A 13,323-nucleotide genomic window follows, 5' to 3' on the forward strand; every position below is an offset into this window, starting at 1 on the left:
CGCAGGCCGGACCTGAACAACGAGGGAGAACGGCAACATGGCGAACATCGGATTCGTGGGACTGGGCATCATGGGCAGGCCGATGGCACTCAACCTGATCAAGGGCGGCCACAGCCTGTTCCTGCACAGCCGCAGCGGCGTGCCGGCGGAACTCACCGCCGCCGGCGGCAAGGCCTGCCCGAATGCAACCGAAGTGGCGCGTGCAGCCGACATCGTGATCACGATGGTGCCCGACACGCCAGACGTCGAGCGCGTGCTGTTCGGCGAGGCGGGCGTCGCCGCAGGGCTGTCGAAGGGCAAGGTGGTAATCGACATGAGTTCCATCTCGCCGATAGAGACCAAGTGCTTCGCCGCGCGCATCGAATCGCTGGGGTGCGAGTATGTCGATGCGCCGGTATCCGGCGGCGAGGTGGGTGCCAAGGCCGCCTCGCTCACGATCATGGTCGGTGCGAAGCCTGACGTGTTCGAACGGGTGAAGCCGCTGTTCGCGCTGATGGGGAAGAACATCACCCTGGTCGGCGGTGTCGGCGACGGCCAGACCTGCAAGGTGTGCAACCAGATCATCGTCGCGCTCAACATCGAGGCGGTCGGCGAGGCGCTGCTGTTCGCGGCAAAGGCTGGCGCCGATCCGGCCAAGGTCCGCGAGGCACTGATGGGTGGCTTCGCCGCCTCGCGCGTGCTCGAGGTCCACGGCGAGCGGATGGTCAAGCGCACGTTCGACCCGGGCTTCCGTATCGAACTGCACCAGAAGGATCTCTCGCTGGCGCTGGCCGGTGCGCGCGCGATGGGCATGAGCCTGCCGAACACGGCCACCGCACAGGAGCTGTTCAATGCCTGCGGCGGGCTGGGCGGCTCGAAGTGGGACCACTCGGCGATGGTGCGGGCGCTCGAAGCGCTGGCCGGCAAGACGGTCGGCTGAAGCACCGATGAGCGCGCAACGCGAGCTGCTGCTGGCGATGTTCCGCGCGGCGGTCGCGGCTGCCGATCCGATGCACTGCGTCGGTCCCGCGCTGCCGCCGCTGCCCGCGCGCGAGGGCGGCGGCCGCACGATCGTCATCGGCGCCGGCAAAGCGTCAGCGTCGATGGCCCGGGCGGTCGAGGCTGCGTGGGCGGCCGACCTCGACCGGATCGAGGGGATGGTGATCACCCGCTACGGGCACGCGCTGCCGTGCCGGAAGATCGAGGTGGTCGAGGCGGCGCACCCGGTACCGGACGAGGCCGGCGTGGCAGCCACCGCCCGCCTGCTCGACCTCGTGTCGGGGCTGGATGCGCGCGATCTGGTCGTCTGCCTGATCTCCGGCGGCGGCTCGGCGCTGCTCGCCTGCCCGCCTGCGTCCGTGCCACTGGCGGACAAGCAGGCACTGTCCCGGGTGCTGCTGCAGTCGGGCGCGGACATCGGCGAGATGAACTGCGTGCGCAAGCACCTGTCGCGCGTCAAGGGCGGACGCCTGGCACTGGCCTGCCATCCGGCGCGCATCGCCACGCTCGCGATCTCGGATGTGCCCGGCGATGCGCTGGAGATCATCGCCTCCGGCCCGACGGTCGGCGACAGCACGACCCGCGCCGACGCACTGCGGGTACTGGCCACGTACGGGCTGGACCAGCCGGCGAGCGCGCTGGCCTTCCTGGGCACGCCGGAGGCCGAGACGCCCAAGCCCGGCGATCCACGGCTGGCGAACGCCACCACCCGGCTGGTCGCGCGTCCGCAAGATGCCCTCGAGGCCGCCGCATCGGTGGCACGCGACGCCGGCTACACGCCGCTGATCCTCGGCGACGCGATCGAAGGCGAGGCCAGGGAGGTCGCACGCGTGCTCGGCGCAACCGCGCGCCAGGTGGTGCGGCACGGCCAGCCACTGCCGCCGCGCTGCGTCCTGCTGTCCGGCGGCGAGACGACCGTGACGGTACGCGGGGGCGGCCGTGGCGGACGCAACGTCGAGTTCCTGCTCGCGCTGGCCTGCTCGCTGCGCGGCCAGGCTGGCGTGCATGCGATCGCCGCCGACACCGATGGCATCGATGGCGCCGGACCGGCGGCCGGAGCGCTGATCGCCCCGGACACCTGGGCACGGGCACGACACATGGGCATCGACGCGGCCGCGATGCTGGCCGACAATGACGCACACACGTTCTTCGAGCGCCTGGATGACACTGTCGTGACCGGGCCGACGCACACCAATGTGAACGACTTCAGGGCGATCCTGGTCGACGCTGCGACCTGAAACCTGAGAGCCAAGACCGGGGACGACGTTCGATGGATACGATGACGGCAGCCGCGATCGACCGGGAAGCACTGCTCCGTCGGCTGCGTGCATTGCTGCCCGACGGATCGGTCCTGCACACCGACGAGGCGCAGCGCCCGTACGAATGCGACGGCCTGACGCTGTTCCGCCAGTTGCCGCTGGCCACGGTGCTGCCGTCGACCGAAGCGGAACTGCTCGCGGTGGTGCAGATATGTCGGGAAGCGGGCGTGCCCATCGTGCCCCGCGGGGCGGGCACCGGCCTGTCCGGTGGCGCGACGCCGCATGCGCAGGGCGTGCTGCTGTCCACCGCGAAGATGAGCCGCATCCTGTCGATCGACCCGCTGGCACGCACCGCCCGGGTGCAGCCGGGGGTACGCAACCTCGCGATCTCCGAGGCGGCCGCCAGGTACGGGCTCTACTACGCGCCCGATCCGTCCAGCCAGATCGCCTGTTCGATCGGTGGCAACGTCGCTGAGAATTCCGGCGGCGTGCACTGCCTCAAGTACGGCCTGACCGTGCACAACGTGCTGCGCGTGCGGGCAGTCACCATCGACGGCGAGGTGGTCGAGTTCGGCGGCGGCGCGCTCGACAGCCCGGGCCTGGACCTGCTGGCGGTACTGATCGGCAGCGAGGGCATGCTCGCGATCACGACCGAGGTGACGGTGAAGCTGATCCCGCGGCCCCAGCTCGCCCGCTGCATCATGGCAAGTTTCGGCGACGTCGGCGTCGCCGGCGATGCGGTGGCGAAGCTGATCGCCGCCGGCATCATTCCGGCCGGGCTCGAGATGATGGACCAGCCCGCCACGCGCATGGTCGAACCGTTCGCCAACGCCGGCTACGACCTCGACGCCGCGGCGATCCTGCTCTGCGAGGCCGACGGCACGCCGGAAGAGGTCGAGGAAGAAATCGCGCACATGTCCGAGGTCCTGCGCACAGCCGGTGCCACCGGATTGCGGGTGTCCGCCTCGGAAAGCGAACGGCTGCGCTTCTGGGCCGGGCGCAAGAACGCCTTCCCGGCGGCCGGCCGCGTATCGCCCGATTACTACTGCATGGACGGCACCATCCCGCGCCGGCGGCTGGGCGAGATGCTGCGCGCGATCCAGCAGATGGAAACGAAGTACGACATGCGCTGTCCGAACGTGTTCCACGCCGGGGACGGCAACCTGCATCCGCTCATCCTGTTCGATGCCAACGACCCGTCGTCGCTCGCGCGCGCCGAGGCGTTCGGCGCCGACATCCTGGAGCTGTGCGTCCGCCTCGGCGGCACGGTGACCGGGGAACACGGCGTCGGCATCGAGAAGATCAACCAGATGTGCGTGCAGTTCCCGGCCGACGAGCGCGAGCAGTTCTTCGGCGTGAAACGCGCATTCGATCCGCCCGGGCTGCTCAACCCGGGCAAGTGCATCCCGACCCTGCACCGCTGCGCCGAGTACGGGCGGATGAAGGTCCACGGCGGCGCACTGCCGCACCCCGGGCTGGACAGGTTCTGAGATGGCCGACGCATTGATCGACCAGGTGCGCGCTGCCTTCGAGGGCAGGCAGCGCCTGCACATACGTGGCGGCGGGACGAAGGACTGGTATGGCGAAGCGCCGTCGGGCGACAAGGCATCGGTACTCGATACCCGTGGCCATGCGGGCATCGTCGCCTACGACCCGAGCGAACTCGTGGTCACCGCGCGCTGCGGCACGCCACTGACGGAACTGGAGACCACGCTGGCCGCACACGGCCAGATGCTCGCCTGCGAACCGCCGCACTTCGGCCAGGGCGCGACGATCGGCGGCTGCGTCGCTGCCGGCCTGTCCGGCCCCCGGCGGGCCAGTGCGGGCAGCATCCGCGACTTCGTGCTCGGCGCAAAGCTGCTCAACGGTCGCGGCCAGCACCTCGTGTTCGGCGGCCAGGTGATCAAGAACGTTGCCGGCTACGATGTGAGCCGGCTGCTGGCAGGCTCGCTCGGCATCCTCGGCGTGATCACGGAAGTGTCGCTGAAGGTCGTGCCGGTACCGGTGGCCGAAGCCACGCTGCGCTTCGACGACATCGCACAGCACGAGGCGCTCGAACGGCTGAACCGCTGGGCCGGACAGCCGCTGCCGGTGTCCGCCTCGGCCTGGGCGGGCGGCACGCTGCACCTGCGCCTGTCCGGTGCCGCCGCGGCGTTGCGCGCGGCGCGCCACGCCCTGGGCGGCGACCCGCTGGAAGCGGAGGACGCCGCCACCTTCTGGCGCGAGCTGCGCGAACAGACGGCACCGTTCTTCGCGAGCGATCAGCCGCTGTGGCGGATGTCGGTTCCGTCGACGGCACCGCCGCTCGTGCCCGGTGGCGAAGAACCGGCGGCGCAACTGCTGGAATGGGGTGGTGCGCTGCGCTGGGTACGCTCGGCGCAGCCGGCCGACACGCTGCGCGCAGCGGCACGCGAGGCCGGCGGACATGCAACGCTGTTCCGCCGAGGCCGATCGGCCGCCGCGCAGGGCGCGCAGCCCGGCTGCTTCGCCCCGCTCGAGCCCGCCCTGCTGCGCATCCACCAGCGCCTGAAGGCCGAGTTCGATCCGGCCGGCGTGTTCAACCACGGCCGTCTGTACCCGGGACTCTGACATGCAGACCAGCCTCGCCGAATTCATCCGCGACACGCCGCAAGGCACGGAAGCCGAGTCGATCCTGCGCTCGTGCGTGCACTGCGGCTTCTGCACCGCGACCTGCCCGACCTACCAGCTGGTCGGCGACGAGCTGGACGGACCCCGTGGCCGCATCTACCTGATCAAGCAGGTGCTCGAAGGATCGCCGGCGACGTCGAAGACGCGCGATCACCTCGACCGCTGCCTCACCTGCCGTTCGTGCGAGACCACCTGTCCATCCGGCGTGCGCTACGGCAGGCTCGTCGACATCGGCCGCCATGTCGTAGAAGAACAGGTCCCGCGCACCGGCACCGACCGGCTGCTGCGCCTGGCCTTGCGCTCCGTGCTGCCGCGGCCGGCACTGTTCGGCCCGCTGCTGCGCGCCGCGCGTGTCCTCAAGCCGATGCTGCCGGCGGCGCTCGCGCGCAAGGTGCCGCCGCAGCGCAGCGCCGGACGGCGCCCTGCACCGCGCCATGCACGGCGCATGCTCGTGCTCAAGGGCTGCGTGCAGCCCTCGATCGCCCCCGGTATCAACGCCGCCGCGACACGGGTGCTCGACCGGCTCGGGGTGTCGCTGGTACCCGCCACCGACGCGGGCTGCTGTGGCGCGGTCACGCACCACCTGAACGCCCCGGCCGAGGCACTCGTCCAGATGCGCCGCAACATCGATGCCTGGTGGCCGGCCATCGAAGCTGGCGCCGAAGCGATCGTCGTCACCGCCAGCGGATGCACCGCAATGGTCAGGGAGTACGGCCAGTTGCTCGCCGACGACCCGGCCTACGCAGCGCGCGCGGCCCGGGTCACCGCGCTTTCGCGTGACCTGTCCGAGGTGGTGGCAGCCGAACTCGCGCGCCCCGGCGCTCCCGTGCCGCCACGCACGGCGCCCGGCCAGCGCGTCGCGTTCCATGCACCGTGCACGCTGCAGCACGCATTGCGACTGCGCGGCGTGGTCGAGCCCATGCTGACCGCCCTCGGACTGGAACTGACGGATGTCCCGGATGCCCACCTCTGCTGCGGCTCGGCGGGCACCTACTCGATCCTGCAGCCCGACCTGTCGCGGCAGTTGCTGGCGCGCAAGGTCGAGGCGCTCGAGTCGGGCGCCCCGCGATCGATACTGACGGCAAACATCGGCTGTCTCGGCCATCTGCAGTCCGGCTGCGACCTGCCGGTGGAACACTGGGTCGAGGCGGTAGACCGCCTCTGGTCCGATGCCGACGCACGCGCACCCGAGGAGGCCTGACCGCCTGCGCGATCAACACGCGCCCAGGCGGTCAGTCGATCCTGGTGGCCACTGCCCCGGCAGCGCCATGCCGGGCCAGCGCCCAGCCAACGTGCTCGCGCACCAGCGCCGACGGATCGTCCACGCGCCGCTGCAGCGCCGCGACCACCTCCGGCGTCGTCGGTGCGTTGCCCAGCCCCACGGCAAGGTTGCGCGACCATCGTTCGTGGCCGATGCGGCGGATCGCACTGCCGGCCATCCGCTGCTCGAACTCGGCCGCGGTCCAGCCGAACAGTTCCACCAGCGAGGCACGGTCCAGGCCGTGGCGCACCACGAATGCATCCTCGGCCGAAGGCTTTGCATACCGGTTCCACGGGCAGCAGAGCTGACAATCGTCGCAGCCGTAGACCCGGTTGCCGATCGGCGCACGCAGTGCCTCGGGGATCGCGCCCTTCAGTTCGATGGTCAGGTAGGAAATGCAGCGGCGCGCGTCCAGCCGGTAGGGGGCGACGATCGCGCCCGTCGGACAGGCGTCGATGCAACGCGTGCAACTGCCGCAATGGCTGCTCACCGGGGCGTCCACCGGCAGCGGCAGGTCGGTGAAGATCTCGCCGAGGAAGAACCACGACCCCCGTTCGCGGTCGAGCAGCAGCGTGTGCTTGCCGCGCCAGCCCAGCCCGGCTGCTGCGGCCAGTTCGACCTCCATCACCGGCGCGCTGTCGGTGAACACCCGGCAGCCGTGCGGCCCGGCCGCGTCGCCGATGCGCGCAGCGAGTTTCGCGAGCCGGGCGCGCAGAACCTTGTGGTAGTCGCGGCCCAGCGCATAGCGCGACACGTAGGCGAGCGCCGGATCCGCGAGCACGGTCTGCGCATCCTGGGCGGCGGCGGGCCAGTAGTCCATTCTCACGCTGATCGAACGCACCGCGCCCGGCACCAGTTTCTGCGGATCGAGGCGAAGCGCTGCATGGCGTGCCATATAATCCAGCTCGCCATGGAAACCCTGTTCGAGCCATTCGATCAGGCGCGGCCCGGCGGCAGACACATCCAGAGCGGCAACTGCGGTGTGCTGGAATCCGAGCTCGCCCGCCCATGCACGGATCGACCGCACCAGCGCCTCCAGGCCCTCGGGCTTGCCCTCGTGATTGCCGGAATCTGCTCCTGCCATCGAATGCCACCCTGGCGACACAATCCGTCCGGACGCCGCGCGCGCCCCAAGCGATGCCATCGACGTTAACACGCGTGCTTGCCGACGAGGCAGCGACGGCAGCGCTCGGCGCCGCGCTCGCGCCACTGCTGGCGCCGGGACTGTCGATCCACCTGTGCGGGCCGCTCGGGGCTGGAAAGACGACGCTGGTACGTACGCTGCTGCGCACGCTCGGCGAGCGCGGGCGGGTTCGCAGCCCGACCTTCACGCTGGTCGAGCCCTATCGCGCGGGCGGGCTGGAACTCGCCCACCTCGACCTCTACCGGTTCGAGAACGCCGCCGAATGGAGCGACGCCGGCTTCGATGAGTATCTCGGTGGCGACACGGTGTCGCTGATCGAGTGGCCGGAGCGCGCAGCACCGCTGCTGCCGCCGCCGGACCTGCGGATCGACATCGCCGTCGAAGGCGATGCTCGCAGGGCGACCCTCACGGCGCACGGCGCACGTGGCGATGCACTGCTCACGGCGCTGCAGGTGCGCGGCACGGCCACGGAGCCGCCCGCATGAAGCAGCTGCAGCGGCTGCCTGCGTTGCCAGCGGCCCTCCTGTGCGTCCTTTTCCAGGTGGTCCTGCCCTGCGTTGCGCTGTTGCTGGCCGCGGCGAGTGCACACGCGCAGGTAACCGCCGTGCGCGTCTGGCCGGCGCCCGATTCCACCCGTGTCACCTTCGAGTCGCCGCGCGAGGTCACCTGGCGCCTGTTCCTGGTACGCGACCCAGACCGCGTGGTACTGGAACTCGACGGCATCGACATCGGGCCGGCACTGGCGAAGATCGGTGGCGCGGTGAGCGTCGACGACCCGCTGATCCGGCAGGCCCGGGTCGGGCGCTTCAAGCCCAACGTGATCCGCGTGGTGTTCGACGTGAAAGAGGACGTTGCGCCGCAGGCTTTCGCGCTCAAGCCCATCGGCGAGTTCGGACACCGGATCGTGCTCGACCTGTTCCCGGCCAATGCGCGCGACCCGGTCGCGGCCTTCCTCGAGCGGCAGCGGGTGGCGGGCCTGTCGGAGCCCGCATCCCGCCCGGCAGCGGCAACAGGCGGTCCTGCGGCCGCCGCCGGGACCGTGCCGGGCGGCCCGGCCGCCGGCATGCCCGCCGGAACGACGCCCGCGCCATCGGTGGCAGCGGGCACTGTCACCGCCCCCCCGGTGGCGGCAGAGACCGGCGCAGCCGCCCCGGCCGCGACAGGGGCAAAGGCCCCCGTCGGCGGTCCACCCGGCGCATTCGCGTCACAGGGACCAGACCCGTCGGCACGAAACACCCGACTGCCACCCGGCACGCGCCCGCTGGTGATCGCGATCGACCCCGGCCATGGCGGCGAGGATCCGGGCGCGATCGGCCCGACCGGGCTGCGCGAGAAAGACGTCGTGCTGGCAATCAGTCGACGGCTCGCGCGGCTGATCGACGCCCAGCCCGGCATGCGCGCACACCTGGTGCGCGATGGCGACTATTTCGTGCCGCTGCAGATGCGCGTCGTGAAGGCGCGCGCATTGAAGGCCGATCTGTTCGTGTCGATCCACGCCGACGCCTGGATGCAGCCCACGGCGCGCGGGGCTTCGGTGTATGCGCTCTCGCTGTCGGGCGCGACCTCGGTCGCGGCGCGCTGGCTGGCCTCGCGCGAGAACGCAGCCGACCTGATCGGCGGCGTGAACCTGAACGTGTCCGACCCCCTCCTGAAGCAGACCCTGCTCGACCTGTCGCAGACCGCGACCATCAACGACAGCCTGCGCCTGGGCCGCAGCGTGCTGGGCGAACTGGGGCGACTCGACCGACTGCATCGCAAGCAGGTCGAGCAGGCCGGTTTCGCCGTGCTGAAGGCACCGGACATCCCGTCCATCCTGGTCGAGACCGCTTTCATCTCGAATCCGCAGGAAGAACAGCGACTGGCCGACGAGAACCAGCAGGAGCGCATCGCGCAGTCGATCCTCGATGGCATCCGGCGCTACGTCGCGCAGACGCCGGGAATCACCCGCCCGCGCTGACCGTGGACGGTGACCCTGGACGCCCGACGCCGGGACCGGGAACGCTGCGGATCGAGGAAACCGGGCACCGCCGCCGCGGGGGAATGGTGCTGATGAGAGGAATCGAACCTCCGACCTACTGATTACGAATCAGTTGCTCTACCAACTGAGCTACATCAGCACTGCTGACCGCCCTGGCGATTTCCGAGGGCCTAATGATAGCAATGCGGCAACCGGATGTCCCGTCCCGCGTGCCCCGCCGGCGCGACGAAAGGGCTGGCATCGGCTAAAGTCAGCACTGGCGTGACTGTTGATCGGTTCGCCATCATGGCCTAGAACCTGTCCCGGCAAGACCTGCCGCGCCGGCCCCGCCCCGTGAAATACATCCCCGGCGCCCGCTTTTCCACAAGTTGTCCACGGCAGCGGTGCCGCGCGGGAACCACTCAGACGCTGAACGGTGCCGCTCGTCTGCCGTCATTGGCAGACGCGCCCCGGTCATCGATAACATGTCGAACCATTGGGGGATAACGATGAACCGACAGACCTTTTCCATCGCCCACGGCGTGCCTCGCTCGGGGGCAGGCACGCCGAGCCGACCGCGAGCGTTCCGCGCTGCTCGCGGGTTCACGCTCGTCGAACTGATGATCGTGGTGGTCATCATCGGCATCATGGCAGCGTTCGCCTACCCCTCGTATGTCAACTATGTCATCCGCGGCTTCCGCTCCGAAGGTCAGCAGTGGCTGCAGGATTTCGCGCAGCGCCAGGAACAGTTCTTCAACGACCGGCGCGGCGCCTATGCCACTGGGCTCGGAACCGGCGCCAACCAGTTGCCGATGGCCTTCCCGGAGCCCAGCACCGCGACCGACCTGCGCTACGACCAACCCAACATCACCGCCGTCGCCGGGCCGCCTGTCGGCTACATTGCCTGCCTGCAGCCGCGCGCCGGCGGTCCGATCGCCGCGGCTTCCGACGGCGGGCTGTGCATCGACTCGACTGGCCGGCGCTGGCGGGACATCAACACCAACGGCACGTTCGAAGCCGGCACGGACCTGCCGTGGTGAGCCCGGCTGCGCCGCGATGATCCCTGCCACCCGATACGCCTCCCCTGCCGCCATCTGCCGGGCTGCCCACGTCACCGGCCAGCGCCCCCTCGGCGTGCCGGCGCGGCGCGGCTTCACCCTGATCGAGCTTCTGGTCGTGTTGACGATCGCAGTGGTCCTGCTCGCAGCCGGTCTGCCGAACTTCCAGGACTTCATCCGGGAACAGCGAGTCCGCTCGATCGCCTCCGACATGCTCGGCGACTTCGCCCTCGCCCGGTCCGAAGCCGTGCGCTACAGCGGTCGCGTGGTCATCGCACGGGCCGGCTTCGGCAACTGTACGGTGGCCGGGACGGCATGGCGCGATGGCTGGTGCATGTTCGCAGACCTCAACGCGAACAATTCGGTGGACGCCGGGGAAATGCTGAAGGTGCAACAGGCGGTCGGCGGGCAGGTGCGCATCTGCTCGGCGGTAGCCGATTTCGCGAACACGATCATCTTCGGGCCGCGCGGGCAGGTCGTCCGCGCGTCGGCGATCGGCGCGAACGACGGCATGACGATCACCGACGACAGCACCGGTGCGGCGAACTCGCGCACCCGCAGGCTGATGTTCGGACTGGTCGGGCGCGTCACCGCCGTCAACCAGAACAACGCGGCGCCAGATTGCTGAGACGCGGCTTCACCCTGCTCGAGGTAATGATCACCCTGGTGGTAGTGACGTTCGGCCTGCTCGGACTGGCCGGGCTGATGGCCAAGGGCCAGCGGGCCTCGTTCGAAGCATTCCAGCGCCAGCAGGCCCTGTCTTTGGCCAACGACATCGCCGAGCGCATCCGTTCGAACCACGGGCTCGCAGCCGGATACGCGACCGCAGCACCGCTCACCGCGCCCCTGGGGTCGGGTGTCCGGTTTGCCGAGGTCGGAGCCGGCATCCGCAACTGCGGCAACAATACCTGCACGCCGGCCGAGACGGTCGCATACGACGTCGCGCTCTGGGACGGCGCGCTTTCCGGCGCTGGCGTGTCGGACCCCACCGGCGGCCTGCGCGTCGGCGGCATACCGGGCGCCGCCGGCTGCGTGGCACCCACGGGCGCGGCGATCGGCACCTGCCCGGCCGCACCCGCGACCCCCGCGGGCCGCTTCTTCTTCGGCCAGCGCTACACGGTCAGCGTTGCCTGGCAGGGACGCGACCCGACCACCGCGCCGACAACCTCGACCTGCGGCAGTGGCCGGTACGGCAACGAGTCGCTGCGCCGGGTCGTCACGCTCGACGTGATGGTGCAGATTCCATGTCCCTGATCGCCAGTGCGCCCGCGCCGGCAGTCCCGGCCGATCGGGCCTCGCCTGCCCGCTGCGCCGTCGTCCGGGCGCAGCGGGGTTTGTCGCTGGTCGAACTGCTGGTGGGAATGACCATCGGGCTTTTCCTCACTCTCGGGCTGCTGGTGATGATGAGCGGCACCTCGCGCGGTTTCAAGGTACAGGACGAATTCGCGCGCATGCAGGAAGGCGGCGTGGAAGCCCTGCGCTACATCGGCGACAGCCTTCGCCTCGCCGGCTTCTACGGCTGGAACGGATCGCCCGGCGGCGGCACCAGCGTCTCGCTCCCGGCCCTCGCGCCCGCTGGGGGACAGGAAGTCGATACGCTGGCCGACTGCGGCTCGGGAACCAATCCGCCGGCGACCAACTGGGCGCTGCAGGTCGGCCAGCCGCTCTCGGGACGTATCGGGCTCACATCTGCCACCGTCAACGCGACCTTCCCGTGCATCCTTGCGCAGAACTTCCTCGACTACCCGAACCACCAGATCCTGGTGACGCGCGGATCGAACGGCTCGCAGGTGCCCGATACCGCCACGCCGGGCGACCTTAGCGACGCGGCGTTCGACAACGACCGCCTGTACGCGCAGGCCGACCCGGCACGCGGCCTGATCTTCCGCGGCGGCGCAGCCCGCTTCACCGCGCTCAAGGCCGCCGGCGAGAGCGCCCGCGTGACCAATGCCAACGGCACCCTGGTGGATGCGCCGATCTTCGAGTACCAGGCGCATGTCTATTACCTGCGACCCTGCAGCCGCCCGATCAGCCCGCCCGCCTGCGCGACCACCGACGACGGTGGCTTCCCGATCCCGACACTCGTGCGCCAGCAACTGGTCGGGCGTACGATGACCGAACTGGCGCTGGTGCCCGGCGTCGAGCGCATCGGATTCGTCTACGGCATCGACAACGTGAACAACGACCCGACCCGTACCTGGGACGGCATCCCGGACACCTATGTTCTCGATCCCGCCACGCCGGCGCAGTGGTCACGGGTGGTCACGGTACGGGTGTCGGTCCTGGTGCGATCGAGCAGCCCGAACATCGGCCACGACGATTCGGGCAAGCAGTACGACCTGACCTCCGGACTGTCGATGCCGTTCGCATGCTCGCCGAAGGTGGTCAATGACTGCGCCTACCGGCGCCACGTGTTCCAGCAGACCTTCCAGGTACGTAACGTTGCGATGCGCCGGGCCGGGTGAACTGACATGCGCCCTGCCCTCGAAGAACCCCGGATGTCCACCGCAGGCGCCGCAGTGGCCCGGCATGTGCCGTACGTACCGGGGACGGCGCGAGCCTCCCGCCAGCGCGGCGCGGTACTGGTCGTCGGCCTGATCATGCTGGCCGTGATGACCCTGCTCGTGATCTCGATGCTGCGTACCTCGATACAGGAGCTGCGCATCGGCGGTGCGAACCAGGTGGCCCAGGAGACGCTCGCGAATGCGGAGCTTGCGGTCAGTCACTTCCTCAATGTCAACAACGGGCGCTTCGCCCCCGGCTTCCTGGCGCTGGTCGCACCGGCGCCTGGCGCACCGGACTATTCACTGCCGCCCATCGACGGGGGTGCGGTGACCCTCACCGCGACGCAGATCCAGTGCGCATCGGGCACCATTCCCGGCAACCAGTACGCCAACGTCGGCCGGCAGAACGCGCTGTTCGTGAGCACCTTCAACATCCGTGGCATCTCGAGCAGCCTGCTCGGCGGCACGGCCTCGGTGAACCAGGGCGTGATGGCGTTCTCCGCAAGCTGCTGA

General features: G+C 69.9%; 13 protein-coding genes and 1 tRNA gene. 12 read left to right on the forward strand and 2 right to left on the reverse strand.

Annotated elements, in window-relative coordinates; translation table 11 throughout:
• Positions 1-37 precede the first annotated feature (37 nt).
• Genes ING98_07785 through glcF form a run of 5 tightly spaced genes read left to right on the forward strand, consistent with a single transcriptional unit; the run spans position 38 to position 6,087 of the window.
• Positions 38-919 carry a 2-hydroxy-3-oxopropionate reductase gene (locus ING98_07785; GenBank protein MCA3101758.1) on the forward strand — a complete coding sequence of 294 codons (882 nt, stop codon included), beginning with the start codon at positions 38-40 and terminating at the stop codon, positions 917-919.
• Positions 920-926: 7 nt separating this feature from the next.
• On the forward strand, positions 927-2,216 hold the full coding sequence (locus ING98_07790) for a glycerate kinase (GenBank protein ID MCA3101759.1): 1,290 nt from the start codon (positions 927-929) through the stop codon (positions 2,214-2,216).
• Positions 2,217-2,257: 41 nt separating this feature from the next.
• Positions 2,258-3,727, forward strand: a complete 1,470-nt coding sequence (locus tag ING98_07795; protein MCA3101760.1) for an FAD-binding protein — start codon at positions 2,258-2,260, stop codon at positions 3,725-3,727.
• Position 3,728: 1 nt separating this feature from the next.
• Positions 3,729-4,826 carry a glycolate oxidase subunit GlcE gene (gene glcE, locus ING98_07800; GenBank protein ID MCA3101761.1) on the forward strand — a complete coding sequence of 366 codons (1,098 nt, stop codon included), beginning with the start codon at positions 3,729-3,731 and terminating at the stop codon, positions 4,824-4,826.
• A 1-nt stretch (position 4,827) separates the two neighbouring features.
• A complete protein-coding gene (gene glcF / locus ING98_07805; GenBank protein MCA3101762.1) occupies positions 4,828-6,087 on the forward strand; it encodes a glycolate oxidase subunit GlcF in 1,260 nt (419 codons plus the stop codon).
• A 31-nt stretch (positions 6,088-6,118) separates the two neighbouring features.
• Here glcF and queG read toward each other — a convergent pair whose 3' ends face one another.
• Positions 6,119-7,231 carry a tRNA epoxyqueuosine(34) reductase QueG gene (gene queG / locus ING98_07810; GenBank protein ID MCA3101763.1) on the reverse strand — a complete coding sequence of 371 codons (1,113 nt, stop codon included), beginning with the start codon at positions 7,229-7,231 and terminating at the stop codon, positions 6,119-6,121.
• A 53-nt stretch (positions 7,232-7,284) separates the two neighbouring features.
• Here queG and tsaE point away from each other — a divergent pair, with 53 nt between their 5' ends.
• Positions 7,285-7,776 (forward strand): tRNA (adenosine(37)-N6)-threonylcarbamoyltransferase complex ATPase subunit type 1 TsaE, encoded by a 492-nt coding sequence (gene tsaE / locus ING98_07815; GenBank protein MCA3101764.1) that lies wholly within the window; start codon positions 7,285-7,287, stop codon positions 7,774-7,776.
• Positions 7,773-9,248, forward strand: a complete 1,476-nt coding sequence (locus ING98_07820; GenBank protein ID MCA3101765.1) for an N-acetylmuramoyl-L-alanine amidase — start codon at positions 7,773-7,775, stop codon at positions 9,246-9,248. The genes tsaE and ING98_07820 overlap by 4 nt, the downstream gene beginning before the upstream one ends.
• Before the next feature lie 84 nt (positions 9,249-9,332).
• Here ING98_07820 and ING98_07825 read toward each other — a convergent pair.
• Positions 9,333-9,408 (reverse strand) — tRNA-Thr (locus ING98_07825).
• A 349-nt stretch (positions 9,409-9,757) separates the two neighbouring features.
• On the opposite strand from ING98_07825, the gene ING98_07830 reads away from it, so the two are divergent.
• From ING98_07830 to ING98_07850, 5 genes are read left to right on the forward strand one after another with little or no spacing between them, the layout of a single operon-like run.
• A complete protein-coding gene (locus ING98_07830) occupies positions 9,758-10,288 on the forward strand; it encodes a prepilin-type N-terminal cleavage/methylation domain-containing protein (GenBank protein MCA3101766.1) in 531 nt (176 codons plus the stop codon).
• A gap of 16 nt (positions 10,289-10,304) precedes the next feature.
• Positions 10,305-10,934, forward strand: coding sequence for a GspH/FimT family pseudopilin (locus tag ING98_07835; GenBank protein MCA3101767.1), 630 nt, complete (start codon positions 10,305-10,307; stop codon positions 10,932-10,934).
• Positions 10,928-11,560, forward strand: a complete 633-nt coding sequence (gene pilV, locus ING98_07840; GenBank protein ID MCA3101768.1) for a type IV pilus modification protein PilV — start codon at positions 10,928-10,930, stop codon at positions 11,558-11,560. Before ING98_07835 ends, pilV begins: the two co-directional genes overlap by 7 nt.
• On the forward strand, positions 11,551-12,771 hold the full coding sequence (locus ING98_07845; GenBank protein ID MCA3101769.1) for a PilW family protein: 1,221 nt from the start codon (positions 11,551-11,553) through the stop codon (positions 12,769-12,771). The genes pilV and ING98_07845 overlap by 10 nt, the downstream gene beginning before the upstream one ends.
• Positions 12,772-12,804: 33 nt before the next feature.
• The gene (locus ING98_07850) at positions 12,805-13,323 is read left to right on the forward strand and encodes a hypothetical protein (protein MCA3101770.1); all 519 of its coding nucleotides are present in this window, start codon (positions 12,805-12,807) and stop codon (positions 13,321-13,323) included.

Source organism: Rhodocyclaceae bacterium (assembly GCA_020248265.1).
Taxonomy (GTDB): domain Bacteria; phylum Pseudomonadota; class Gammaproteobacteria; order Burkholderiales; family CAIKXV01; genus CAIKXV01.

What these genes read in the sequence shown, in the direction of transcription:
- glcE (MCA3101761.1), top strand. Translation starts at nt 3,729, where the DNA reads ATGGCCGACGCATTGATCGACCAGGTGCGCGCTGCCTTCGAGGGCAGG.
- queG (MCA3101763.1), bottom strand. Translation starts at nt 7,231, where the DNA reads ATGGCAGGAGCAGATTCCGGCAATCACGAGGGCAAGCCCGAGGGCCTG.
- ING98_07830 (MCA3101766.1), top strand. Translation starts at nt 9,758, where the DNA reads ATGAACCGACAGACCTTTTCCATCGCCCACGGCGTGCCTCGCTCGGGG.
- tsaE (MCA3101764.1), top strand. Translation starts at nt 7,285, where the DNA reads ATGCCATCGACGTTAACACGCGTGCTTGCCGACGAGGCAGCGACGGCA.
- glcF (MCA3101762.1), top strand. Translation starts at nt 4,828, where the DNA reads ATGCAGACCAGCCTCGCCGAATTCATCCGCGACACGCCGCAAGGCACG.
- ING98_07820 (MCA3101765.1), top strand. Translation starts at nt 7,773, where the DNA reads ATGAAGCAGCTGCAGCGGCTGCCTGCGTTGCCAGCGGCCCTCCTGTGC.
- ING98_07785 (MCA3101758.1), top strand. Translation starts at nt 38, where the DNA reads ATGGCGAACATCGGATTCGTGGGACTGGGCATCATGGGCAGGCCGATG.
- ING98_07795 (MCA3101760.1), top strand. Translation starts at nt 2,258, where the DNA reads ATGACGGCAGCCGCGATCGACCGGGAAGCACTGCTCCGTCGGCTGCGT.
- ING98_07845 (MCA3101769.1), top strand. Translation starts at nt 11,551, where the DNA reads ATGTCCCTGATCGCCAGTGCGCCCGCGCCGGCAGTCCCGGCCGATCGG.
- ING98_07850 (MCA3101770.1), top strand. Translation starts at nt 12,805, where the DNA reads ATGTCCACCGCAGGCGCCGCAGTGGCCCGGCATGTGCCGTACGTACCG.
- ING98_07790 (MCA3101759.1), top strand. Translation starts at nt 927, where the DNA reads ATGAGCGCGCAACGCGAGCTGCTGCTGGCGATGTTCCGCGCGGCGGTC.
- ING98_07835 (MCA3101767.1), top strand. Translation starts at nt 10,305, where the DNA reads ATGATCCCTGCCACCCGATACGCCTCCCCTGCCGCCATCTGCCGGGCT.